22 protein-coding genes are annotated in these 23,721 nt (G+C 41.2%); 5 read left to right on the forward strand and 17 right to left on the reverse strand.

Features of this window, described 5'->3' with window-relative positions; genetic code table 11:
• Positions 1-7 precede the first annotated feature (7 nt).
• Together pfaD and AAEY94_RS00860 are read left to right on the forward strand one after the other, a co-directional pair.
• Positions 8-1,636, forward strand: coding sequence for an eicosapentaenoate synthase subunit PfaD (gene pfaD / locus AAEY94_RS00855; RefSeq protein WP_350976541.1), 1,629 nt, complete (start codon positions 8-10; stop codon positions 1,634-1,636).
• 63 nt (positions 1,637-1,699) lie between these two features.
• A complete protein-coding gene (locus tag AAEY94_RS00860) occupies positions 1,700-1,957 on the forward strand; it encodes a hypothetical protein (protein ID WP_162022676.1) in 258 nt (85 codons plus the stop codon).
• A 92-nt stretch (positions 1,958-2,049) separates the two neighbouring features.
• On the opposite strand, the gene AAEY94_RS00865 is transcribed toward AAEY94_RS00860, so the two are convergent.
• Complete coding sequence (locus AAEY94_RS00865) at positions 2,050-2,742, reverse strand: fumarylacetoacetate hydrolase family protein (protein WP_162022675.1); 693 nt, start codon at positions 2,740-2,742, stop codon at positions 2,050-2,052.
• 372 nt (positions 2,743-3,114) lie between these two features.
• Between AAEY94_RS00865 and AAEY94_RS00870 the strand changes: the two genes are divergently transcribed.
• Positions 3,115-5,151 (forward strand): methyl-accepting chemotaxis protein, encoded by a 2,037-nt coding sequence (locus AAEY94_RS00870; RefSeq protein WP_350976545.1) that lies wholly within the window; start codon positions 3,115-3,117, stop codon positions 5,149-5,151.
• A gap of 106 nt (positions 5,152-5,257) precedes the next feature.
• Here the strand turns inward: AAEY94_RS00870 and AAEY94_RS00875 are convergent, their stop codons facing one another.
• From AAEY94_RS00875 to AAEY94_RS00890, 4 genes are all read right to left on the reverse strand, one after another.
• Positions 5,258-6,841 carry a methyl-accepting chemotaxis protein gene (locus AAEY94_RS00875; protein WP_182743861.1) on the reverse strand — a complete coding sequence of 528 codons (1,584 nt, stop codon included), beginning with the start codon at positions 6,839-6,841 and terminating at the stop codon, positions 5,258-5,260.
• Between the two features lie 491 nt (positions 6,842-7,332).
• Complete coding sequence (locus AAEY94_RS00880) at positions 7,333-8,346, reverse strand: succinylglutamate desuccinylase/aspartoacylase family protein (protein WP_101087738.1); 1,014 nt, start codon at positions 8,344-8,346, stop codon at positions 7,333-7,335.
• Complete coding sequence (rimK, locus tag AAEY94_RS00885; RefSeq protein WP_101087737.1) at positions 8,346-9,251, reverse strand: 30S ribosomal protein S6--L-glutamate ligase; 906 nt, start codon at positions 9,249-9,251, stop codon at positions 8,346-8,348. Before rimK ends, AAEY94_RS00880 begins: the two co-directional genes overlap by 1 nt.
• 3 nt (positions 9,252-9,254) lie before the next feature.
• Positions 9,255-9,686: an ATP-dependent zinc protease family protein gene (locus tag AAEY94_RS00890; RefSeq protein ID WP_011636685.1), complete on the reverse strand. Its 432-nt coding sequence runs from the start codon at positions 9,684-9,686 to the stop codon at positions 9,255-9,257.
• 470 nt (positions 9,687-10,156) lie between these two features.
• On the opposite strand from AAEY94_RS00890, the gene AAEY94_RS00895 reads away from it, so the two are divergent.
• Together AAEY94_RS00895 and AAEY94_RS00900 are read left to right on the forward strand one after the other, a co-directional pair.
• Positions 10,157-10,828 carry a DUF2461 domain-containing protein gene (locus AAEY94_RS00895; protein ID WP_192115330.1) on the forward strand — a complete coding sequence of 224 codons (672 nt, stop codon included), beginning with the start codon at positions 10,157-10,159 and terminating at the stop codon, positions 10,826-10,828.
• A 443-nt stretch (positions 10,829-11,271) separates the two neighbouring features.
• Positions 11,272-12,648 carry an RsmB/NOP family class I SAM-dependent RNA methyltransferase gene (locus AAEY94_RS00900; RefSeq protein ID WP_335690308.1) on the forward strand — a complete coding sequence of 459 codons (1,377 nt, stop codon included), beginning with the start codon at positions 11,272-11,274 and terminating at the stop codon, positions 12,646-12,648.
• 87 nt (positions 12,649-12,735) lie between these two features.
• Here the strand turns inward: AAEY94_RS00900 and AAEY94_RS00905 are convergent, their stop codons facing one another.
• The 12 genes from AAEY94_RS00905 to flhF form a co-directional block, all read right to left on the reverse strand.
• A complete protein-coding gene (locus AAEY94_RS00905; protein WP_059747932.1) occupies positions 12,736-13,134 on the reverse strand; it encodes a DUF2802 domain-containing protein in 399 nt (132 codons plus the stop codon).
• 94 nt (positions 13,135-13,228) lie between these two features.
• A complete protein-coding gene (locus tag AAEY94_RS00910; protein WP_011636681.1) occupies positions 13,229-13,723 on the reverse strand; it encodes a chemotaxis protein CheW in 495 nt (164 codons plus the stop codon).
• 2 nt (positions 13,724-13,725) lie between these two features.
• Positions 13,726-14,808 carry a chemotaxis protein CheW gene (locus tag AAEY94_RS00915; RefSeq protein ID WP_101085372.1) on the reverse strand — a complete coding sequence of 361 codons (1,083 nt, stop codon included), beginning with the start codon at positions 14,806-14,808 and terminating at the stop codon, positions 13,726-13,728.
• Positions 14,792-15,586, reverse strand: a complete 795-nt coding sequence (locus tag AAEY94_RS00920; protein WP_101085373.1) for a ParA family protein — start codon at positions 15,584-15,586, stop codon at positions 14,792-14,794. Before AAEY94_RS00920 ends, AAEY94_RS00915 begins: the two co-directional genes overlap by 17 nt.
• A gap of 45 nt (positions 15,587-15,631) precedes the next feature.
• Positions 15,632-16,096, reverse strand: coding sequence for a membrane anchored protein in chemotaxis locus (locus tag AAEY94_RS00925; RefSeq protein ID WP_162022670.1), 465 nt, complete (start codon positions 16,094-16,096; stop codon positions 15,632-15,634).
• A complete protein-coding gene (cheB, locus tag AAEY94_RS00930) occupies positions 16,089-17,285 on the reverse strand; it encodes a chemotaxis-specific protein-glutamate methyltransferase CheB (protein WP_350976556.1) in 1,197 nt (398 codons plus the stop codon). Before cheB ends, AAEY94_RS00925 begins: the two co-directional genes overlap by 8 nt.
• A gap of 30 nt (positions 17,286-17,315) precedes the next feature.
• On the reverse strand, positions 17,316-19,529 hold the full coding sequence (locus AAEY94_RS00935; protein WP_350976559.1) for a chemotaxis protein CheA: 2,214 nt from the start codon (positions 19,527-19,529) through the stop codon (positions 17,316-17,318).
• Positions 19,530-19,544: 15 nt separating this feature from the next.
• Positions 19,545-20,282, reverse strand: a complete 738-nt coding sequence (locus AAEY94_RS00940) for a protein phosphatase CheZ (RefSeq protein ID WP_101085377.1) — start codon at positions 20,280-20,282, stop codon at positions 19,545-19,547.
• 13 nt (positions 20,283-20,295) lie between these two features.
• Positions 20,296-20,679, reverse strand: coding sequence for a chemotaxis response regulator CheY (gene cheY, locus AAEY94_RS00945; protein WP_011919599.1), 384 nt, complete (start codon positions 20,677-20,679; stop codon positions 20,296-20,298).
• A gap of 44 nt (positions 20,680-20,723) precedes the next feature.
• Positions 20,724-21,443: an RNA polymerase sigma factor FliA gene (locus AAEY94_RS00950; RefSeq protein WP_101085378.1), complete on the reverse strand. Its 720-nt coding sequence runs from the start codon at positions 21,441-21,443 to the stop codon at positions 20,724-20,726.
• Positions 21,436-22,317 (reverse strand): MinD/ParA family protein, encoded by an 882-nt coding sequence (locus AAEY94_RS00955; protein ID WP_011636672.1) that lies wholly within the window; start codon positions 22,315-22,317, stop codon positions 21,436-21,438. The genes AAEY94_RS00950 and AAEY94_RS00955 overlap by 8 nt, the downstream gene beginning before the upstream one ends.
• Positions 22,318-22,321: 4 nt before the next feature.
• Entirely contained in the window at positions 22,322-23,707 is a 1,386-nt protein-coding gene (flhF, locus tag AAEY94_RS00960) for a flagellar biosynthesis GTPase FlhF (protein ID WP_162022667.1), read from the reverse strand.
• Positions 23,708-23,721: the final 14 nt, after the last annotated feature.

Genomic DNA, 23,721 nt, shown 5'->3' on the forward strand with positions numbered 1-23,721 from the left:
AATAATAATGACAACACAAGTGCATAACGAAAAGCTTTCTCCTTGGCCATGGCAAGTTAGCCAGCAACACGTCAGTTTTGAGCCTACTGGGATGGACAAAAAGCTTAAAGATTTATCACAAGCGTGTTATGTGGTTAACGACACGCAACAAGGCTTAGGCGTTGCTCAGCAAGCCCAAGTCGTAACCGATGCTATTACTGCAGCAAATGCACTGCCAGTCAGCGCATTTGCCCCTGCCCTTGGCACCCAAAGCTTAGGTGACAGTAATTTCCGCCGCGTGCATGGGGTAAAATTCGCCTATCATGCTGGCGCAATGGCCAATGGTATTTCTTCTGAAGAACTGGTTATTGCGTTAGGTCAGGCTGGTATTTTATGTTCATTTGGCGCAGCAGGGTTAATTCCATCTCGAGTTGAGCAAGCGATTAACCGCATTCAAGCCGCGCTGCCAAACGGGCCTTATGCGTTTAATTTAATCCACAGCCCAAGTGAACCCGCACTTGAACGTGGCAGTGTCGAGCTATTTTTAAAACACAAAGTGCGTACTGTTGAGGCATCTGCCTTTTTAGGCTTAACCCCACAAATTGTCTATTACCGCGCAGCAGGCTTAAGCCGTGACGCACACGGTGATGTGCAAATAGACAATAAAGTAATTGCGAAAATTAGCCGTACTGAAGTGGCGATTAAGTTTATGCAACCTGCGCCAGTTAAAATACTGCAACAGTTGGTGGATGAAGGTCTTATTAGCGCAGAACAAATGGAACTGGCTCAATTAGTGCCTATGGCTGATGATATTACTGCCGAAGCAGACTCTGGCGGTCATACAGACAATCGACCATTAGTCACTTTACTGCCGACTATTTTGGCATTAAAAGATCAAGTACAAGCACAGTACAAGTATAAAACCCCTATTCGGGTTGGTGCCGGTGGTGGTGTTGGCACGCCTGACGCAGCACTGGCGACTTTTCATATGGGCGCAGCCTACATTGTTACCGGTTCAATCAACCAGGCTTGTGTAGAAGCGGGAGCCAGCGAGCATACTCGCAAATTACTGGCCACCACCGAAATGGCCGATGTGACGATGGCACCTGCTGCCGATATGTTCGAAATGGGCGTTAAGCTGCAAGTCGTAAAACGTGGCACCTTATTTCCAATGCGCGCCAACAAGTTATACGAAATTTATACCCGCTATGACTCTATTGAAGCCATTCCAAGCGACGAGCGTGAAAAACTTGAAAAACAAGTATTCCGCTCAAGCCTGGATGATATTTGGGCTGGCACGGTAGCGCATTTTAATGAGCGCGATCCAAAGCAAATCGAGCGTGCTAAAGATAATCCTAAACGTAAAATGGCGCTGATTTTCCGTTGGTACTTAGGTCTGTCTAGCCGTTGGTCAAACACTGGTGAGCTTGGTCGCGAGATGGATTATCAAATCTGGGCTGGTCCGGCACTCGGCGCATTTAACGCATGGGCTAAAGGCAGTTATTTAGATGACTACACCCAGCGTCATGCAGTAGACTTAGCCAAACACTTAATGCATGGCGCAGCTTATTTGGCCCGAGTTAATTTATTAACAGCACAAGGTGTTAGCCTTCCGGTAGCATTACAACGCTGGCGCCCAGTTGATCAAGTAAAGTGATCGACCAAGTGAATAGATTGATCTCGCTTTATTGCGAGCTCAACGAGATAGACAGGAACCGACATGAGCGATACACAGAAACTCGATTTTTCAGCGATTAATGAACCGACATTGGCATCCTTTAATCAACAAAAAAATCTGATAAAACGCATGCTCAAAGGCAACAGCGCAACTTGCAGCGACTGTAATAAACCACTAACACTGCAATTACCGCCTAATACTAAAAAGGCACCAAAAAACGCTAAAGCCCCAGGGATTTATTGCGCTAAAGGTTGCACTGATATCGAGCTAGACATGGAAGCCGTAGCGTTAATGCAATAGCATTAATAACCATTTAATGTCTTCATAAAAAAATGACCCTCTTTAGTAAGAGGGTCATTTTTTTCGAGTATTCTTTATTGCACGGCCTAACGTTATTTAGCCAGCCATTGCTTAACGATCTTTGGGTTACCACAAAGCTGTTCAATCGGTTTTTCCCCCGACAGCGCAGCCTCAAATACAGTAAATGGTACATTTGCCCATAAGCTCAACTCAAAGGTAGTATTTTCCGTCACCACGCCTACGCCTTTGGGTGTCCCTGTCATCACAATGTCACCATCATTTAAGCTCATAAACTCACTGACGGCGTTATAAATAGCGTGTGGCTGGTACATCATTAATTGCTGATGACCTAATTGCGTCACGGCATTATCAATGGTTAATTGAAAGCACCAATCTTTGATGTCTGGCGTTATAGCAATAAATTCGCTGAATAACGCCGAACCATCAAAAGCTTTAGAACGCTCCCACGGTAAGCCTTTAGTTTTTAAATTGGTTTGCAGCTCACGCTTAGTCATATCAAGCCCAACACCAACTGCACTAAACTGACCATTATTTACCATAAAGCATAATTCGGCTTCATAATGTAAAGGCTCACCTAAGTGACTACACAAAGTAGTGGTAATGGCTGAGTTTGGTTTAAGGAACACTACCATATCATCAGGAATTTCGTTACCGAGCTCGTCAATATGCTCAGCATAATTACGCCCAATACAAATGATTTTTGATGGCGAGACGAGGCGTACTTGGCCATTTGATTGCGTTAGCGAAACGGATTGTAAACTCACATTAACCTCGAATAATTGAAATAGTGATAAGAGTAATCCTTCTAACAATAAAGCGAATTATTTCAAAATAGAACAACGACTCTTTTTAAATCATACCCAAAGCATTATCGCTTGCCTATTAGATTGTGAATGGTTCAATGATATTGCTCATTAATCATAATCAATTGGCACACATGCTCAATACCTATTTGGATTGAAAAAGTAAAATATAACTATAAAAACAAAGGTATATTTCTATTTTCACACAATGCCATTTACATTATTTTAACAACCAACTACTCTAGAGTTTGTCACTATTAGACAAAAATCATGCTTGATTAAGTATTAATACAGTAAGAATGACGTCAAAAAAATAACAATATGAGAGACTAAATGACAATATTCGAATTGACAATCAAACAAAAAATAGCATTAGGATTTGCCTCAATTGGCTTATTACTGCTTGCTGGAAGTAGTTTTTTTTATCATTCCTTGAGTAAAATTCAAACAGCCAATATTAATATCGAAACGTTAGCAGTACCGGTACAAAACCAGTCAAATGCCTTACAAATTACCTTATTAAAAATGGCTAAAACCGGCAGTTTAGCTTATTCACAAATCGATAATGACAATATTGACCTCAGTTATAAGCAGTTCAAGCAATTGCAACTAGAGTTCAGAGAGGTATTAAAGACATTATCGGCAAAAGTTGCTGATCAACCCACAATGCTTCAGTCATTAACTCAAGCTCAAAAATCATACCAGCAGTACGAACAGCAATCGCACATCATGTTCGGCGCTAAACTTGAAATTGGACAAAACCGCGACAACTTCACTGCATTAAAAAAACAATTTGATGATGTTCGAATTAATGCCAGTAATAATATGATTGATTTAGAACTGATAGAAGCCCCTTCAGGCGAGCAGCAGTTATTAAACGAAGTCATTGGCGGCGGAGTACGCATCGACGATATGCTATTTACTCTGGGCAATACCATGACGGAACTTGGCCGATTAACCTCTGTTGATACCGTTAATATCCATAAACAAGATGTGGCCATGTTATTGGGTAATATTACGGTTAATGGCAACTACTTAACCCAACAAGCAGAGCCTTTGGGTGCAACTGCGCTATTTGTAGATTTTGACACTAACTTGCAAGCAATTAAAAACTTCACCGATAACCCCGGTAGCTTGTATCTCGCGCAACAAAATGTCGTCAATCAGCAGCGCTTAGCTGAGAATAGTAACCTGCAAGCCAACACCTTTTTTGATGCCACTAACAATCAGTTAGATCAATTAGTAAAGCTTGCGAACGAAAGGTTCCATCAATTACAAATGGTTGCGATTGATGAAGTAAGTACCGCACAAACTTTTGCTATTACAATGGCGGTGGTGTTTGTGTTAATGGCGATGTTTATCTATTACTTTACCTCAAAAGCCATGTTAGGCCCTCTACAAGCCATTAACAGTGCATTATCGCGCATTGCCAGCGGTGATTTATCTCGGAGATTAACCAAACGAAATAATGATGAATTTGGCGAGCTGATGGATAACATCAATAAACTGTCTGACGATCTAACTAATTTATTGCAAGCCATTAGCCGTGATGCACACTTGCTAGATGAATCCGCTCTTCGCTCGCAAGCGCAAAGCGAGACAATATCCCATTCGGCCGCCGGACAAATTAACAATATTAATCAAGCTAAACAGCTTGCAGAGCAAATACATCACAGTTCAAATCAGGTCAATGAGCAAGCTTCAGAATCAGAACAACATGTTAAATTAGCCTCTTCGCAAGGAGTACAAATAAAAACCATTGCTAATGATAACCGTTTCCGTATTGAAGCCTTATCAACCAGCTTGCGCGACTCAGTCGAGACTATGGCAAAGCTCAGTCAACACAGTGATAATATTGGTGGGATTTTAACCACCATCAGTGCGATTGCCGATCAAACTAATTTGTTGGCCTTAAATGCAGCTATTGAAGCTGCTAGGGCCGGTGAGCATGGGCGTGGATTTGCCGTTGTTGCTGATGAGGTGCGTTCATTAGCCTCTAGAACGCAATTAGCAACCGCCGAAATTCAAACCATGATTAGTGCCTTACAACAAGAAACAACCTATGCCGTGACAGCCATCTCACAAGGGCAAAGACAAGCCAGTGAATGTGTAGAACAAAGCCAGTCGTTGCATGATGCAATCGAACAAATAGAGGCGGCGCTTAGCACCATTAATGGCATGAGCCAAAGCATTACTCATGCAGCCAATGAACAAGTAAGCCATAGCCAACAAATAGAGCAAACGATGACTCAAACAGCCGATTCAGCAGAACAAAATGCCCATGAGTCAGCTTCAATGACACAGCAAAGCCAGCAATTAAATCAATTAGCTCACTCACTTACCACCTCTGTTGAACGCTTTAAACTCTAATCAGTAGCGTAATAAAATCTTTAATAAGAGACACAATAAAATAGGCCAGTAATCGCAATGATTTCTGGCCTATTTTGACGCTGTAAAAGATGCTGTGGTATATCGTCTATTTCTTACCTAAGGTCCCTACAGCAAAGCGCCTGATAATAGATCGAACCATTAACACTGACTGGCCCAATTCACTACTGTTATGTAGCGATTTTTCTGATGAAGCTTTAGTAATTTCTGCAGAATCAGCAATATCAATAATTTGCTGATTAATATGCTCAGCTACTGCACTCTGCTGCTCTACCGCCGCGGACATATCTAAAGTAAGTTGGGTGATTTGTTCAACGGATTGGTTAATCGACGCTAATGCATTACGTGTTTTATCAACAATTTCAACACCTTTACTGGCCGCTTGTTCACCACTAACCGACACTTGAACGGCATTACTGGCTCGCTTCGTTAATACGCTCACAATGCTGTGAATTCTGTCGGTGGATTCGCGGGTTTTCAGTGCTAGGGAGCGCACTTCATCTGCAACAACGCTAAAGCCACGACCTTGTTCTCCCGCCCTTGCTGCTTCAATCGCGGCATTTAAGGCCAACAAATTAGTTTGGTCGGCAATACTCGAAATCAGGCTGGCGGCTTGTCCTATCTCACTTGTAGATTCAGATAACTCGCGTACTGTTTTGGCGATATCCGCGACAGAGAGATTTAACTCATCAATAGATTGCTTAGCTTCATTAGCCAGTTGAGCCCCTGCATTAACATTGTCTAACGCTTCTTTTGCACTATAAGCATTACGTTCAACGTTCGCGGACACTTCTTGGATAGCAGTGGACATTTGGGTAATTGCCGAGGCAATTTGTTGTGTTGCTCCACTTTGTAAGCTCACCGCTTTAGCCGTTGACTCAGCCTCTATTTGGGTGTGTTCGACAATGCCATCTAATGATTTTGCAGCATCTTCAATCCGCGTCATCGCAGTACGACAACGGGCAACTTCGCAACCCAACGCTAATTTTGCCTGCGCTTTGGCGCCAAAGTCAGCAAAATAGGTTTCTGCAACAATGAGATCTGTAAACGAATTAGGATTAAGTTGGACCACTTCATACCAATCTTGTTGCTGTTTATAGCCCAACCATGCCGTTGATACTACAAGCGTGAATAACCCTATTGCACCAGGGAGAACGCCCCAAAATTCAGTTAATACAAGGGAAAAAATAAACATGGGTAACCAAGCCGGTAATAATTTAATGACTTGATGTTTTATTTTTGCATGAAGTGGTCTTGGTGACTTTTTAGCTTTTATTCTGGCATAAGCCGCTTCAGCACGGGCAATTTCGCTTGGTAATGCAGTCACCCTAACGGACTCGTAACCGGCGACTTTATTATTATCAAATACTGGCGTAACAAATGCACTAACCCAATAATAATCACCATTTTTACGGCGATTCTTAACCAGCCCCATCCACACTTTACCACTAGAGATACATGCCCACATATCCTTAAATACTTCACTTGGCATATCAGGATGACGCACAAGATTATGTGGCTTACCAATCAATTCATTTTTGTCGAAGCCGCTGACGTCAACAAAAGCATCATTGCAGTAGATAATATGACCGCGCAGATCGGTTCCTGAAATTAAACGAACATCATCATCGAAGTGGTACTGATTAAGGGTAATGGGTTGATTATTGCGCATAGGCACTGACATCCTTGTCTCGGTATAGTGAATAAGAAAACTCATTAATGCTATCTGTTACACCAAAGGTGCATAGACAGAACTTCCATTTAATAAGGTGGTTGAGAAATGTCATCACTAATGTGAGTGTGCCATATCCCTATTTATTATAAGTCATTATAGTTTGATATGTATTTGAAAATTGTCAATTAAATAATTAATTTAACCCTAATACTTACCACTCGCACAGTGATATAGATAAATTCTGCTAAGACGTTTCTCTCGATTTACCCAAGCGACTACCCAGGGCAGAGCTTAACAGGTTAACTGCAAAAGTGAGTTATTACTTAAGGGGATATAGTGGTGAAGGCTTAATATGTGAGGCAATGTATTGCCCCACATATTAATTTGACGCTCAAATGATCCAAGTCGTGCTCTCAATCAGCTAACAATATTCAATTTGAGCAGCAACAGGGCCATTTACACAAAACAAACATCAATGTACAAATGTATTAAGCGTATTCTTGCATAAAATCGTCAAGGTTATCGTTGATGATTTCTATCTCGTCACCGCTAAATTGCGCAATATGAAACAAGGCTTCGCCTTCATTGGTCACGGGAATATTACTGTTGCCAATAATAATTCCGTCTGTCGGCGCTAGCAATGGCAATGGTTCACCACCCAAAGGGTTAACGATATTGGCTAACACCTGCCCTTTAGAGACGCGCTCACCCAATTTAAGCTTAATATTTACTAATCCATCAGACTCACTACGGACCCAATAACTGCGGCTGGCATTGACGCTGGTACTTTTAGTTTTAATTTTGCCTTTAGTCATACTTAAACAGCGCATCACATTGATAACACCATTAACGCCAGATTTAATCGACATATCACTAAAGCGCAGTGCTTCACCTGCTTCATATAAAATACAAGGAATATTCAGGCTGTTGGCATAACCACGCATTGAACCCTCACGTGCTTTTGATGACATTATCACCGGAGCACCAAAGGCATTTGCCATGTCGAGCATCACTTCATCGTCGGTGTCACAACGGATCTGCGGTAAATTATCGCGATGGATAGCACCAGTATGCAAATCGACAATGTGGGTTGCACGTTTCACTAAAATACTGCTGAATAAATGGGCTAAACGACTCGCTAGCGCACCTTTAGCAGAGCCCGGAAAACAGCGATTTAAATCGCGACGATCCGGTAAATAACGAGATTGTTGAATAAAACCAAACACGTTAACGATGGGAACAATTAATAGGGTTCCCGTTAAGGTTTTAGCATTAACACGACCGAGCAAACGTCGACATATTTCAATGCCATTTAACTCATCACCATGGATTGCTGCACAAACCAATAAAACAGGTCCCGCTTTAGTGCCGTGAAACACTTCAACGTGCAAATCCATCGGTGTATCGTTATACAGTTTTGCTGCGGGCAATTTGACACTTTGTTGAGTGCCTGCCGCTACGCTAACATCACCGATAACAAACGGTTCATGCTTTTTTACCATTAACCAACACCTTTCGTTTTTGAACTGGTGGATTTAACGTTTTTCTCAATAAACTGAATGATTTTTTCAGCAACATCAATGCCGGTAGCTTTTTCAATACCTTCAAGACCAGGAGATGAGTTAACTTCCATCACTAATGGACCGTGTTTAGAACGTAAAATATCTACGCCAGCAACATTTAAACCCATTGTTTTAGCGGCACGTAACGCGGTTGAGCGCTCTTCAGGCGTTAATTTAACAATGCTAGCAGAACCACCACGGTGTAAATTAGAACGGAACTCGCCAGGTAATGCTTGGCGTTTCATCGCGGCAATCACTTTGTCACCAATAACAAAACAACGAATATCTGCACCACCGGCTTCTGCGATATATTCTTGCACCATGATATTAGCTTTTAGGCCCATAAAGGCTTCAATAACAGATTCAGCCGCTTTGCGAGTTTCAGCTAAGACAACACCAATACCTTGGGTTCCTTCAAGTAGCTTAATCACACAAGGGGCGCCACCGACCATGTCTAATAAATCGGGGATGTCTGCCGGTTTATTGGCAAAACCTGTTACTGGTAAACCAATATTTTTACGTGATAATAGTTGCAATGAACGTAACTTATCACGTGAGCGAGTAATCGCGACCGACTCATTTAATGGATGTGTTCCCATCATCTCAAACTGGCGCAATACCGCGGTGCCATAAAAGGTGACAGATGCGCCAATACGCGGAATAACCGCATCAAATTTTGGCAGTTCTTCACCGCGAACATGGATGCTAGGCGCATTCATGTTGATGTTCATATAACACTTTAATGGGTCAACAATATTGACAATATGACCACGAGCTTCAGCAGCTTCTTTTAACCGACTTGTCGAGTATAAATTCTTATTTCTCGACATTATTGCAATATGCATTTGTTATTCTCCTGCTAGAAATGATTCTGCTGAATTAACCAAAAAACGCCCTTCTAATGCGCGGCGTCCCAATAACATTCTAAATTTCATGTGATCTCTATTGGTTAACGTCAGTTCGATGTCAAAAAGTTGATCACCGATTAAGATCGGCGTTTTTATCACGTAGCGTTTCGTTACATGACCACCAGAGTCACTAACATCTCGGCGATCAAATACATGAAATTCACAGACGACTTCACGATCTGAACCTTGGTCAGGATGAAGCCAGACTCGAACCCATTTTTGGTTTTCTTTTTGAAACGGTTTTATTTTGAACGCATGTAAACAAGATGTTTTTGCGCCAGTATCCACTTTGATTTTGACTCTTTCGTTGCCAATATCAGGAAAAGTGCCCCATTCACGCCAACCCACAATACCGAGGGAATGTTCAGTCATGGTCTATCCTTTCTTGTAGAGGAATTATTCATTCCAAAGTGTTATCTTTCTATAAATTCAATATTTGAGCAGACGCCACAATTAAGTTTTTGATTGCACTGCTCAACGTATACGCTTTGTTAACCAAACGTTAACCGACAAAGTTTTTGTCAAAAATATAGCCTTCAAAACAATTTTAACACCAACACTTTATTTATATCAAACTAACATTAACAACATATCTAAAAAAAATTTCTATGTCAGTAAGTTACAACAACAACACGACCACACCTAAAGCGCCAAAAACTAACGTTTACCTTGTTTTTTAATACAAAAAATACAGAGTTAACATTTAAATGTTCAAATAACGTGCACAATATTAATGGCTTAAATCAACCCTAGCTATTTCACTCAGAGTAGACATTGTTTAACATGATAGCCAAATTATAACATTAATATCTGCATCGCTATTGTAAAAAAAAGGTACCGTCATGTTCAGTCAACATAGTTTCGATTTTTTAAACAGTCTAGCAGTTAACAACGATAGAGAATGGTTTAAAGCCAACCAACAGCAATACGAAGATCAAGTGAGAACGCCAGCTTTACAGTTTATAGAAGCCATGCAAGGGCCTATTTTAGCGATGTCGCCACGATTCATCGCCGTGGCTAAAAAAGTTGGCGGCAGTCTAATGCGTCCACAACGCGACAGTCGCTTTAGCAAAGATAAAACGCCTTATAAAACCAATGTCGGCATTCAGTTTAAACACTTTCAAGCCAAAGATGTCCATGCTCCGGGGTTTTATGTTCACATCGCTAATGATGAATGCTTCATTGCCGCGGGTATTTGGCACCCAGAATCAAAAGATCTCAATGCCATTCGTCATTGTATTGATGAAAACCCTAATGCTTATCAAAAAGCATTAACTCAACTATCACAAGCAGGATTTGAATTAACGGGAGATAGTTTAATTAGACCTCCACGAGGATTTGATAAACATCACCCAATGATTGCCGAGCTCAGGCGAAAAGACTTTATTGCCATCAAACCAATTAGTTCAGAACAAGTATGTCAGGCTGATTTTGTTGAATTTTGTGCACAAGAATATCAACATACCCGCGCGCTAATGGCCTATCTATGTTTTGCATTAGATTTAGACTTTTAGTGAGAGTGAATCATAACATCATCATAGAAGCGTCGTTTCGACGACGTGAATAAGCGTATTTAACCTGAACTCGGGATAAGGAATGAACTTAGCTATTTAAAATCAGCATGTTAACCAAGCTCACTTTTAAGCTTGTCATTTGTTATGCTAGCAAGGCGAATTGACGCGTCAATAGCTAGCCTATAGTAAGTCGATTCAACACAGTTAGCAGGACAAAGGGCTGTTTGAAAGGCGTTTATTATCCCGAGCTCAGGTTATTTAACACAGAACGCGGGTGATAACCTTTGAGAATTATTTATTATTACAAGATTGTCGCTAAGGTATGATGTCATTTTGGCCAACATAGTTTTAGCTCATCATTTAGATAAGCCGTGTTAAACTAGCAAGAAATAGTCCCCTGTACAGCATCGGTTATGTGCTGTGCGGCAATATCAGGTCAATTCATGAGTCATAATATTCCCGCCATGTCTAACGCAACCACATCAGACGAGACACATGCGCAAGAAATAGCTGCGACGACACCAGCACAAAAGCGAGCCCTAAGTTATTCAACCACTATTGAGACACTGTTTAATCAGGTTATGAGTACCAACATGCCTGCCGATCGAATCATTGGCCAATATTTTCGTGAACATAAAAAACATGGGTCAAAAGATAGGCGAGTGATCCGCGAAAGTTTGTTTGGTCTATTTCGCTGGTGGGGCTGGTTAAAGCAATTAAATTCAAGCCAAAAACACACTACATGGTTTCAACAGCTAAGCACATGCGCGATGTTGGAACAACATGAATGGAATGACGTTACTACTGCCTGGAATGACTTCGCAAGTTGGCCTCAAACCCGCCCGGACCAGGTTGAACTGATAAATACCCCTTCATTAAATGACAAATTAACCGCCTTTATTAATGTAAGTGGCATTGATACCTGTCAACTAACCCAGTTGTTACCACAATGGTTTTGGCAACTTTGCCCTATTGATGATGTTGATCAATATGCTGTTGTTAATGCAATGAGCAGTCGACCTCCGATCTGGGCTCGTGCACAAACATTATCAACAGAAAAAGTGATCGAATCTCTTCGACAAGCGGGCGTTGAAGCAAAAGCGAATAGTTACTTTTCTGATGCCATAAATTTAGGTCATAAAAGTATTAATCTAAATGAAATAAATGTTTATAAACAAGGTTATCTTGAAATCCAAGATTTAGCCTCGCAAGTAATTGGTCAAATTTGTCAACCAAGTAACCATGAAAAATGGTGGGATGCTTGTAGTGGTGCTGGCGGCAAAACACTGCAATTATATTCATTAATGTTGCAGCAAAGCTCTGCCTTAACGGGCAGTATTATTGCATCTGATATTCGAACTAAACCGTTGGAAGAGCTACGCAAGCGTGCCAAACGTGCAGGTTTTGATAATATTAGTGTTGCACCTTGGAAAGGCGACGTATTGCCCGTAGATGCGAATACCTTTGACGGAGTGTTAGTCGATGCACCCTGTAGCTGCATAGGTACTTGGCGTAGAAATCCAGATATGCGATGGCTTGATGATGCCAGTGCAGTAACAGATAAACCGATGCTACAGCTAGCCATTTTACGACGTAGCGCAGTGGCAGTAAAAGTAGGCGGTAAATTGGTTTATGCTACGTGCTCTTTATCACCTAGTGAAAATGAACAAATTGTAAAAGACTTTTTATCAGAAACATCCGAGTTTGAACTTGAACCGGTCATCCATCCCTTTACTGGGCAACCGTGTAATATGCTGACAATTTGGCCTCAGCAAGCCAACAGTGATGGCATGTTTGTCGCAAAAATGCGCCGCAAATAGTACGCCTAGCCGAAAGAGAATTAAAATTTCCCACTAAAAAGCCATCATATCGATGGCTTTTATTATTGCGAGCTAATGGTTAACGGGCTATTTTCGATGTAGGCGTAATATTAATTCAGCTTCTGCTTTAGGTAACTCACACTCTTGCATTAACTCTTCAATACCGGCCCCCAAACCCACCATTTTTACTGCCCTAGAATATAATTTGGCTTGAGGGTCTTGCTGGCTAGCTTCTTCCAACATGTCAAATTGCTTGGAGAGTTTTTTCTCTAATTCGACAACTCGCCTTCCTACACCAATAGTACCACTGCGCAATTCGTGTAGTTCACGTTTAACAGCTTCCCGCTGACGGTCGCTTTCTTTTACTAGCACTGTTAGGGCATTAACTTTAGTCTTTAATTTACTCGACTGTTTTTGTAAGTAAAGTACCAAACCAAGACATGCAATAACATACACTAAAGCCGCAATTAGAAATTCATCACCCATTAACATACCTTTGTTGCTTCAACCAAAAAAACAAAATTAAAGCCAAAACAAAAAGCCAACAGTAATTCGGTTGGCTTTTTTCATCAGATTACGATTAAATTTGTGTTAACTCTACCCACTCATCATCAGATAATAATTTATCCAAGTCGACTAGAATCAATAATTCGTTATCGCGGTTGCTTACGCCTTGAATATATTTAGCGCTTTCTTCAGTGCCCACATTCGGCGCGTTATCAATTTCTGAGCGACGTAAATAAACCACTTCAGCGACACTATCAACTAAAATCCCGATCACTTGTTTTTCAGCTTCAATAATAACCACTCGAGTAGAATCATCCAGTTCGGCTGATGGCAAACCAAAACGTGAACGAGTATCGATAACCGTTACCACGTTTCCGCGTAAGTTAATAATACCTAACACATAATCTGGTGCACCTGGTACAGGAGCAATTTCGGTGTAACGTAATATTTCTTGAACTTGCATTACGTTAATACCGTAGGTTTCATTATCTAGCTTAAATATAACCCATTGTAATACTAAATCGTCTTTAGCTGCAGTAGCCGCTGCTACACTTCTAGAATTGCTCATAGTTAACCTCGGTCAATCGAATCCTGACAACCTAAACCTGCATCAAGCATTTTGATTAATGCTTGAACATGTAAAATGCCACACATTTGTTGTTTTACTACCCCAGCAAGCCAAGGACGCTTACCCGGTTTCTCACGCCAATTGACGTGTGATTTATCTATTTTAACGGCGTTAACTAACGATTCGCACGTTAATCCCCACTGACTATCTTCAAGCATAACAAGATATTGATAATTTACTGTCTGTGCTAATTCTGGAGTATATTTTTCAGGCATCACCCACGCGCACGTATCAACCACATTTATTTTAGTATCTCGGTGGGTTTGCACCCCTTTAAACCAAGATGGCCTACCGATAAGATGGCTTATCTTCTCTATTTTTATAATCCCACCCAAACTCACCAATGGCACCGCGAGTGTTAACCCTGCTACATTGAAGAATAACACCTGAAATTCATCTTCAAGTAACTCTTGCAAATCATGAGTGATACTGGGCGGTTGGTGTCCAACCTGAGTCTGTGGCGCATTGTGCTCTTGCGTCGGCGAATTCTCTACCAACTGTTCATGCTTAATAATAGCGTCTTTTATATCAGCATGTGAACTTTCGTTATTGTTTATATCGACTAACGGCTTGATTTCTTTATTCGTTAATTCTGTTTGTTGTATTTTTGCACGACTAATGCCAACTTCAGGCTCAATATGAGTGATAGCCTGACGAACTCGTTCTGCACTGGCTTTAATCTGTTGCGTTAAATCGGTTTCTACTCTGGGTTTAGACACAGCAGATAATAATTTTTCAAGTGCCTGTTTATCGACACTGGTAGTTGGCTCTGCATATTGCCTAGCAATGACAGGAGAGGCTTTAGATGATGTTAGTTGTGAATAATGTGCCGATAACGTCATTTCAGCCGACATACGAGTCGGTTTGTCGTCGTTAATAATGGACACTTTATCGGTGATGTCATTAACGGAATTAACAGAAAGACTTGGTTTTACCTCAAGGCTTTGCTCAGTAATCGGTTTAGGCGATTCCTGTAATAAAAGACTGAAATAATCAAAAACAGTTTCATCAACCGATTTTGACATGAGTAAACTCCTGAGAAAATAAAAAATCCAGCAAACGATTATATGCTTTTACACCTCGGCTACTGGCTGAATAATGTGATGCGGGTAAATGAGCCAAACTTGCATCTCTAAATTTTGTATCTACAGGTATTACATCATTGGGCCACAGTGTTGAAGCATATTTATCCTGCAAAAATTGTAACGCTATTGGGGACGCTTTAGTGCGCTTGTCATACATTGTAGGTAATACGGTATAGCTATAACGGGTTTTCTTAGAACGCCCCATTATTTCCATGGTTTTCACCATACGTTCGAGTCCTTTTATCGCCAAAAACTCAGTCTGAACAGGAATAATAATGTGATGACTTGCTGCTAATGCATTAACCATTAACACCCCTAATACTGGCGGACAATCGATAATAGCAACATCATATTTATCTTCAAGCAATGACAATAAGTTACGTAACACCAACCCCATTCCTTCTTGATGACCTAGTGACCTATCAAGTGTCGCTAACGCCATATTAGCCGGAATGATATCAAGCCCTTCAATTTGAGTTGGAAGCACATTTTGTAAAATAAACTCTTGGGTCAGTGTTTGATGATTCAAAAAAACATCATAAAGCGAGCAAGGCACTTCGTCTGAATCAATACCTAAGTAATAGCCCAATGAAGCATGAGGATCGGTATCGATTATCAACACTCGTTGGCCACGTTTAACCAATGCTCCGGCTAAACTGGCTACTGTGGTGGTTTTACCTACCCCACCTTTTTGGTTAGCTACCGTCCATACTTTCAAAGAAGCCTCTCAACTCATTATAATGATATTGTTATGGTAAATTGACTACTGCTTGTGTTGTTTATCATCGCGGGTTGTTACACGGATGCCACCATTAGGTAAACGGATCACTTTAACCCCCTGAGCATCTTCTGACACTATGACTTCTTGATCATTTTGTTCAGCAGAAACATCAGTATCGTGCTCAACCTTATCAATATCAGTAAGCGGTGCATCATCTAAAGAACCCGGACCAAACAGCACACTTTGTGCTTGTTTTTTTCCTGCTGACGCTATGATTGCTTGAGTTTGTTCAGGATGTTGAGTTAACCAATTAGCAATATTCGCGGCCTGATCATCGGGTACCATCAATAACACTTGAGACGCCGTTAATCGTGCTACATCCTGCTCTAATAAAGTCACTTTTTGATCAGCGTCAATATATAAACCCGCTAATACTACTATGGCAATAAAGGACAAAAAAAATCCCAGTTTTTGCTTCGTCTGCAATGAGTATTCTGGCTTAGCCACGACTAGACTCTTTTAAAATAGCTTCAGCCATATTATCTAATGAAATAGAGTGAGTTGCGATACCGGTTGATGCTACAGCTTGAGGCATACCATATACCACGCAGCTTGCTTCATCCTGCGCCCAAATAGTGGCACCGACAGACTTTAACATTCTGGCACCTTCTCTACCGTCTGCGCCCATTCCCGTTAATACAACCGCTAAAACATCACCGCCAAAAGCTTTGGATGCTGATGCAAAAGTAATATCAACACACGGTTTATAGTTCATTTCTTGGGTTCCGGAAATGACTTTAAGTCTTCCAGAAATACCGCTTCGCTCAATCATGAGTTGCATGCCTCCAGGCGCTAAATAAGCACAACCAGGGCGCATGGCATCACCATTTTCGGCTTCTTTTACCTCAATTTTACACAAGGTATTTAAACGAGCTGCAAAGGCTGGAGTAAACGCCGCAGGCATATGCTGTATCAACACTATGGGATGAGGATAATTTGCAGGAAATGCAGTTAATACTTTCTGTAATGCTACTGGCCCACCGGTTGAAGTCCCGATGAGTAACAATTTATATTGCTTACCACTGGCCCGAATAGACGATATTGAAGACGTTGTCGGATTCGCGCTCTGACGATCTGCTAAGGTTGTGGATAAACTGGAACGAGTCGCTACAGGCGTTGTTGTGGAAGCTAAACGACTGCTTAGCGGACGACGAGGCGTGTTGATATCTGGAGCCACAATCGTTGAACGACGAGATTCTGGTGATGAAGCAGGTGTTAACGAACTTGGCCGATATATCCTACGTCGACCTAATGCTTTAATTCGTTGCTGTAACAAAAGAATCGCATCGTCTTTATTGGTTGCTATATCTTCAAAACGTTTTGGCAAAAAATCTAGTGCACCGGCTTCTAACGCATCAAGTGTCGCTTTAGCACCATCATGAGTTAACGATGAAAACATTAAAATGGGAGTAGGATTATTAGCCATAATTTCACGGACAGCAGTTATACCGTCCATCACAGGCATTTCAATATCCATCGTAATGACTTGAGGCTTTAACTTTGCAGCCATATCAACAGCTTCTTTGCCATTAACAGCAACGGCAACGACTTCGAGATCAGGATCTTGATTGACAATCTCACTGACTCGACGTCGAAAAAAGCTAGAATCATCTACAACTAGTACTTTTATGGCCATTTAATTCCTTAAATAATGGAACTTTTATTTTTATTTTATTTTTTTGCTTTTAGCGTAATGTTTTAGCAGTCCTGGCACATCTAAAATCAGTGCAATACCACCATCGGATGTAATTGTCGCACCCGCCATACCTGGGGTACCTTGTAACATACTGCCAAGCGGTTTAATGACCACTTCTTCTTGTCCAATCAATGCATCTACAACAAAACCAATTTGCATAGTGCCAAGCTGAACAATAACCACATGACCATGCTTCTTATCACCATGTTTAAAGGTTGATTTTTTACTGTGCAGCCAATGTTCTAGGTAAAATAATGGCACGGCCTTATTACGGAAAATCACCGTCAATTGACCATCGACTATATTGGTTTTTGTTAAATCTAAATTAAAGATTTCATTCACACTTGATAATGGTAGTGCAAAAACTTGATTAGACACATCAACCATCAATGTCGGCATAATAGCCAAGGTTAATGGCACTTTAATTTCGAGAACAGTACCCTTACCTTTCATTGAGTCAATATAAACAGTACCGTTAAGTTGGTTGATGCGGGTTTTCACCACATCCATGCCCACTCCACGGCCTGAAATATCTGAAATTTCAACTTTGGTTGAAAACCCTGGGGCAAAAATCAAATTGTAAGCTTCGTTATCGGTCATTCTCGAGGCGGCATCTTCATCAAGCACACCACGACTTATCGCAATTTGTTTTAGCTTCTCAGGGTCCATTCCCGCGCCATCATCCTCAATTTTAAGCAGGATGTGGTCACCTTCTTGGCTAGCCGATAAGGTAATGGTACCGGTTCGAGATTTACCGCTAGCTTCACGAGTTATCGGCATTTCGATACCGTGATCGACTGAGTTTCGAACCAAGTGGACTAAAGGATCGGCTAACGCTTCAACTAAGTTTTTATCAAGGTCGGTTTCTTCACCAATCATGATTAAATCAATTTCTTTATTTAAGGTACGGGCTAAATCACGAACAACACGCGGGAAACGACCAAAAACTTTCTTAATCGGTTGCATGCGGGTTTTCATCACCGCACCTTGTAAATCAGCCGTAACCAAATCCAGGTTTGCTAGCGCTTTGGACATCTCCTCGTCTTCACGATTAATGCCTAAACTAACCAATCGGTTACGCACTAACACTAACTCACCAACCATATTCATGATTTGATCTAAACGGGCAGTATCAACACGAACCGTTGTTTCACCTTGTGGGACAGACGCCGCTTTAGCAGGTGTTTTGTCTTTTACAGGTTCAACCTTTGGAGCAACTACAGGGACTGATGTCGCTACTGGTTTAACAACAGGAGCTGGGCTAACTTTTGCTGCTTGCACAGGAGCAACGGCTTTAGTAGGTTGAGCTGGAGGAGGCGTTTGCGATTTAGCAACTGGCGCAGTACCTTTTCCGTGTAATTCATCTAAAAGACGTTCAAATTCATCGTCGGTGATTTCATCAGAATCAACAAGGGGTTCAATAATAGGCGTTGCAGCAGGCTTAGTTGGAGCTGCAGGTTTGGTTTTAGCTTCAAATGAACCTGAGCCATGTAATTCATCTAATAATGCTTCAAACTCATCATCAGTGATTTCATCGCTACTACTTGCGGCAGGCTTTGAATCAATATTGTCTTTTTTTACTTCAGAAGGTTTAGCTGCAACAGGACTTTTACCCGGACCATGTAAGGCATCAAGCAACGCCTCAAATTCTGACTCATCAATGTCATCAATACTGCCAGTGTCAGATACTTCCGCTGAGGGAATGTTAATATCTTCGACATATTCAGGATCACTGAATTCAACAATATTTTCAATTGGTTCTGGCTCATCTGCCGACATTTCTGAAGGTAATGGCGCTCCTGAACTTAATAATTTGAGTTTAGCAAGTAATGCAGAATCAGCAGGGTCTTGTGATTCTCCCTGTTGAGTTTGAGCAAACATGGAATTAATCGCGTCGACCGCTTGCAAAATAATATCCATTAATTCTGCATTTACGCCACGTTTACCGGTGCGTAATAAATCGAACGTGTTTTCAGCTTCATGACACACGTCAACCATCGGTTTTAGACTTAAAAAACCAGCCCCACCTTTAACAGTATGGAATCCACGGAAAATAGCATTGAGTAAATCACTGTCATCAGGATTATTTTCAAGAGCAACTAGCTGCTCCTGTAGAAGCTCTAAAATCTCGCCAGCTTCAATTAAAAAGTCCTGGAGTATCTCTTCATCAACATCAAAAGACATTAAATTGACTCCTAATTAGAAACCCAGACTTGATAGCAGATCGTCTACTTCATCTTGACCTGTCACCACATCTTCACGCAGTTCAGCATGCATGATGGGACCTTCTGCTTCTATTTTATTTTCGTTTATAGTTGGCAATGATTCGGTAGTATGATCTCCGAATACCGTTAGCATTGAGACCAGATTACTTTCTACTTCACGAACTAAATCAATCACTCGACGGATCATTTGCCCCGTCAAATCTTGGAAGTCTTGCGCCATCAAAATTTCATTTAATAACTCGCGAAGACGATTAGAATCATTTTCACTATGTAACATAAACTGCTGAACATCATGACAAAGTGACTTAAACTCACCCATTTCTATGTCACGACGCATCAATTTATCCCACATTGGCGTCACTGATTGTATATTGCTAATGATGGTATCGGCCAAAGGTAGACATTCTTCAACTGCATCCATGGTTTTATTTGCAGCTTGTTCTGTCATGTCGATAACATAGTTCAATCTTTCTTTAGCATCTGGTATTTCGGTATTGGCTAATTCAGATAAACGGTTATCAACTTGAAAATCTTTTAGTGCACTATGGAGTTGTCGAGTTAGCTTACCGACTTCTTCAAAAAGCTCACGCTGCAATGGCGTTGCAAGCTCTCTGATCATTTCATCGGCTTTATCTTGTTGACCCAAGGTAAGCAATTCAACAAGTTCTTGGGCCTGTTCGAGAGTGATTAACCCCGATATTGATGCCTGCATGACTTATCCTTGCTTATGCGAGTCGTTCAAAGATTTTGTCTAACTTTTCTTTTAATGTAGCTGCGGTAAAAGGTTTTACGACATAACCATTTACACCGGCTTGCGCTGCAGCAATAATCTGTTCACGCTTAGCTTCTGCAGTTACCATTAGCACAGGTAAATGCTTTAACGAATCATCTGCACGGATTGCTCTAAGTAAATCAATACCTTGCATTCCAGGCATATTCCAGTCTGTTACCACAAAATCAAAATCGCCTTTTTGTAACATAGGTAGGGCTGTTGAGCCATCATCTGCTTCTTGGGTATTATTAAATCCCAAATCTCGCAACAAGTTCTTAATGATACGCCTCATTGTTGAAAAATCGTCAACAATAAGAATCTTCATATTCTTGTCCAAGGTTTCCTCCGGTGAGCTGACACTCGTTTGCTCTAGATAAGTTATTATTCTTGTGTCCAATGCTTGAGTTTCGCTTTTAATCTGAGCATTGCCTGACTTAATATCTGGCTTACTCGCGATTCGCTAACTTCAAGGATGGCACCGATTTCTTTTAAATTTAATGCTTCGTCGTAATACAACGACAACACTAATGCATCTCTTTCTGGCAATGTCTTAATTGCTTCAACCAATGCAGATTGGAATTGAATTTCAGCAAGCGAGTCAAAGGTTTCATCTGGCGTTTCGTTGTCTGTGATTAACACATCTTGCGACACACCAAGGTCTTCTATGCCTATGATTTTACCAACAGAAACATCATTTAAGATATGATGGTATTCATCGAGAGACATATCAAGTTTTTCAGCAATTTCTGTATCATTGGCATCTCTTCCAAGCAGTTGCCCCAATTCATCAATTGCATGTGCTACTAGACGATTATTACGATGAACTGAGCGCGGAACCCAGTCACCACGTCGAATTTCATCTATCATTGCACCACGAATTCTGATGCCTGCAAAGGTTTCAAACTTAGCCCCTTTACTGTTATCAAATTTAGATGAGGCCTCAAGTAACCCCATCATCCCAGCTTGTAATAAATCATCAAGTTGCACCGATGCTGGTAATCTTGCCAGCATATGATGAGCAATTCTTTTTACCAACGGTGCATACTGTTCAACAATAGACGTTTTGTTATCGAACTGAGTATACGCGGCGGCTTTATTCACTCGTTCTTCCTTCTTGTATCGGCTTACGTTGTACAAGACGTTCAACAAAAAACTCTAAATGACCACCTGGCTGTTGTGGAACTGGCCAAGTCATAATTTTATTGGCTAATCCATGATAAGCAATAGCTGAAGGCGACTTAGGATACGCTTCAACAACTAACTTTTGCTTACGAACAGCTTTACGTAAATTTTCATCGAATGGTATTGTTGCCACTAATTCTAAAGCAACATCTAAAAATCTATCCGTCACTTTACTGAGTTTAGCAAATAATTCCATACCTTCTCGTAAACTACGTACCATATTTGCCACAATTTTGAAGTGGAACACACCATGTTCACGACTTAAAATTTTAATCAGCGCATAAGCATCAGTAATTGATGTTGGTTCGTCGCAAACGACTATCAATACATCCTGTGATGCACGAGAAAAACTCAGCACCATGTCTGATATACCAGCAGCAGTATCCACAATTAAAATATCGAACTGAGTTCGCATTTCACTAAATGCACGGATAAGTCCAGCATGTTGTGCTGGCGACAACTCAACCATCGCTTGAGAACCCGATGTGGCAGGAACAATACCAATACCTTTAGGTCCACGAACAATGATGTCATCTAATTCGGCATCTCCGGACAAAACATGAGATAAATTTTTCTCAGCACGTATCCCAAGCATGACATCGACGTTGGCTAAACCTAAATCGGCATCAAGCACTAATACGCGTTTGCCTTTTTCAGCTAGTGCTACCGCAGTATTAATTGACACACTGGTTTTACCCACTCCGCCTTTACCACCGGATACGGCAATTACTTTAACTTTATCGTTATTTGGTTGATTCATCATACGTAAACCACTTGCTTGATCCCGAGTCATATCTTTACTCAAATGCATAGGCTGTGTCATTAGACCACACTGTGTCTTGTGACGATTGTTGTTCTGTTTCATTTAACGCCGCGAGAGCCTTTTTAGCCAACTCTAACGTATCTGCTACTTTCATGTCCTCAGGAACACGTTGACCGTCAGTAACATAGCTTAATGGTAACTCATTTTGAATCAATACGCTCAATGCACCTGCAATTGATATCGATTCATCTAACTTTGTTAAAATCGCACCCGCTAATGGAATTCGTTTAAAATGTTCTACAGCATCTTGTAACACACGACGTTGACCAGTCGCAGATAAGACTAAGTAGCTCCGAATTGGGATCCTACTATTTGCTGTTAAATTATCCAGTTGCTGATATAAGCGCATATCTCGCTGTCCCATACCTGCGGTATCAATTAATACTAACTTACGATTTCTAAATTGATATAAAATTTGTTCTAATTCGGTTAAATCATGTGCTTGCTTAACCGGACAGCCCATTATTTTGCCATAAGTCGCTAATTGCTCATAGGCACCAATACGATAATGGTCTGTGGTAATCAATGCTACCTGCTCTGGGCCATGATGGGCGGCAAAGCGAGCGGCTATTTTAGCTAAAGAAGTTGTCTTACCTACACCGGTTGGACCAACAAACGCCACAACACCACCACGTTTAACTATATCGTCGCCTTGATTGTCGAGTAAATTGGCTAAACTTTGTGGTAATGCTCTCACTAAATCGGCTGGGGTATAGTGTTGACTTAGCCCCGCTAGTTTAGCAGCAACGGCTGGAGAAAACTCTGCTGCAATCAATTTACTTTCTAGCATTGCGCCAACAGGATCGGTACGCTTTTTTTGATCTTTCATCAACGATGAAACTTGATGGGTCAATAAGTTACGCAATGAAGCCATTTCTTCGCGCAGAGCATCCATATCAGCAGATTGATTTTTATTGGTTTTTTTAGCTTGCTCTGGTGCCGCTTGCGATTGAAAAGTTGATGCTGGTTTAGCAGACTTTGCCCCTTGTAATTGGCGGGCCCATTCTGGTAAATCCGGTTCATCTTGGCTGACAGACATTTGTTGTGTCATGCGATTATGTTGTTTTTGAAGTAAGGCTTGTAAAGAGTCGGCCTCAGGAGGTGGGTTCACCTTTGATTGAGCTTTCATCACAGGCTTAGCGCCTAATGACACCCTATCGTCACTAACATCCATAAAACCGGTAGTCGGCGCTTGTGATGCGATGGCGGCTTTAGGTTCATCATAATCTACAGCAGCGACAATTTCGATTCCGCCAGTGACTTTTTTATTTGACATAATGACAGCGTCAGAACCTAAGGTTTCTTTTACTTGAGCCAATGCAGCGCGCATATCTTTGGCAAAAAATCGTTTAATTTTCACTTATGCACCTCTAT

It is taken from the genome of Shewanella sp. AC34-MNA-CIBAN-0136, from assembly GCF_040309945.1.
In the GTDB taxonomy this organism is placed as follows: Bacteria; Pseudomonadota; Gammaproteobacteria; order Enterobacterales; family Shewanellaceae; genus Shewanella.

What these genes read in the sequence shown, in the direction of transcription:
- rimK (WP_101087737.1), bottom strand. Translation starts at nt 9,251, where the DNA reads ATGCATATTGCAATAATGTCGAGAAATAAGAATTTATACTCGACAAGT.
- AAEY94_RS00910 (WP_011636681.1), bottom strand. Translation starts at nt 13,723, where the DNA reads ATGAGCAATTCTAGAAGTGTAGCAGCGGCTACTGCAGCTAAAGACGAT.
- AAEY94_RS00955 (WP_011636672.1), bottom strand. Translation starts at nt 22,317, where the DNA reads ATGACTCGGGATCAAGCAAGTGGTTTACGTATGATGAATCAACCAAAT.
- AAEY94_RS00875 (WP_182743861.1), bottom strand. Translation starts at nt 6,841, where the DNA reads ATGCGCAATAATCAACCCATTACCCTTAATCAGTACCACTTCGATGAT.
- cheB (WP_350976556.1), bottom strand. Translation starts at nt 17,285, where the DNA reads ATGGCCATAAAAGTACTAGTTGTAGATGATTCTAGCTTTTTTCGACGT.
- AAEY94_RS00860 (WP_162022676.1), top strand. Translation starts at nt 1,700, where the DNA reads ATGAGCGATACACAGAAACTCGATTTTTCAGCGATTAATGAACCGACA.
- AAEY94_RS00935 (WP_350976559.1), bottom strand. Translation starts at nt 19,529, where the DNA reads ATGTCTTTTGATGTTGATGAAGAGATACTCCAGGACTTTTTAATTGAA.
- AAEY94_RS00895 (WP_192115330.1), top strand. Translation starts at nt 10,157, where the DNA reads ATGTTCAGTCAACATAGTTTCGATTTTTTAAACAGTCTAGCAGTTAAC.
- AAEY94_RS00890 (WP_011636685.1), bottom strand. Translation starts at nt 9,686, where the DNA reads ATGACTGAACATTCCCTCGGTATTGTGGGTTGGCGTGAATGGGGCACT.
- AAEY94_RS00905 (WP_059747932.1), bottom strand. Translation starts at nt 13,134, where the DNA reads ATGGGTGATGAATTTCTAATTGCGGCTTTAGTGTATGTTATTGCATGT.
- AAEY94_RS00915 (WP_101085372.1), bottom strand. Translation starts at nt 14,808, where the DNA reads ATGTCAAAATCGGTTGATGAAACTGTTTTTGATTATTTCAGTCTTTTA.
- AAEY94_RS00940 (WP_101085377.1), bottom strand. Translation starts at nt 20,282, where the DNA reads ATGCAGGCATCAATATCGGGGTTAATCACTCTCGAACAGGCCCAAGAA.
- AAEY94_RS00900 (WP_335690308.1), top strand. Translation starts at nt 11,272, where the DNA reads ATGAGTCATAATATTCCCGCCATGTCTAACGCAACCACATCAGACGAG.
- AAEY94_RS00880 (WP_101087738.1), bottom strand. Translation starts at nt 8,346, where the DNA reads ATGGTAAAAAAGCATGAACCGTTTGTTATCGGTGATGTTAGCGTAGCG.
- AAEY94_RS00870 (WP_350976545.1), top strand. Translation starts at nt 3,115, where the DNA reads ATGACAATATTCGAATTGACAATCAAACAAAAAATAGCATTAGGATTT.
- pfaD (WP_350976541.1), top strand. Translation starts at nt 8, where the DNA reads ATGACAACACAAGTGCATAACGAAAAGCTTTCTCCTTGGCCATGGCAA.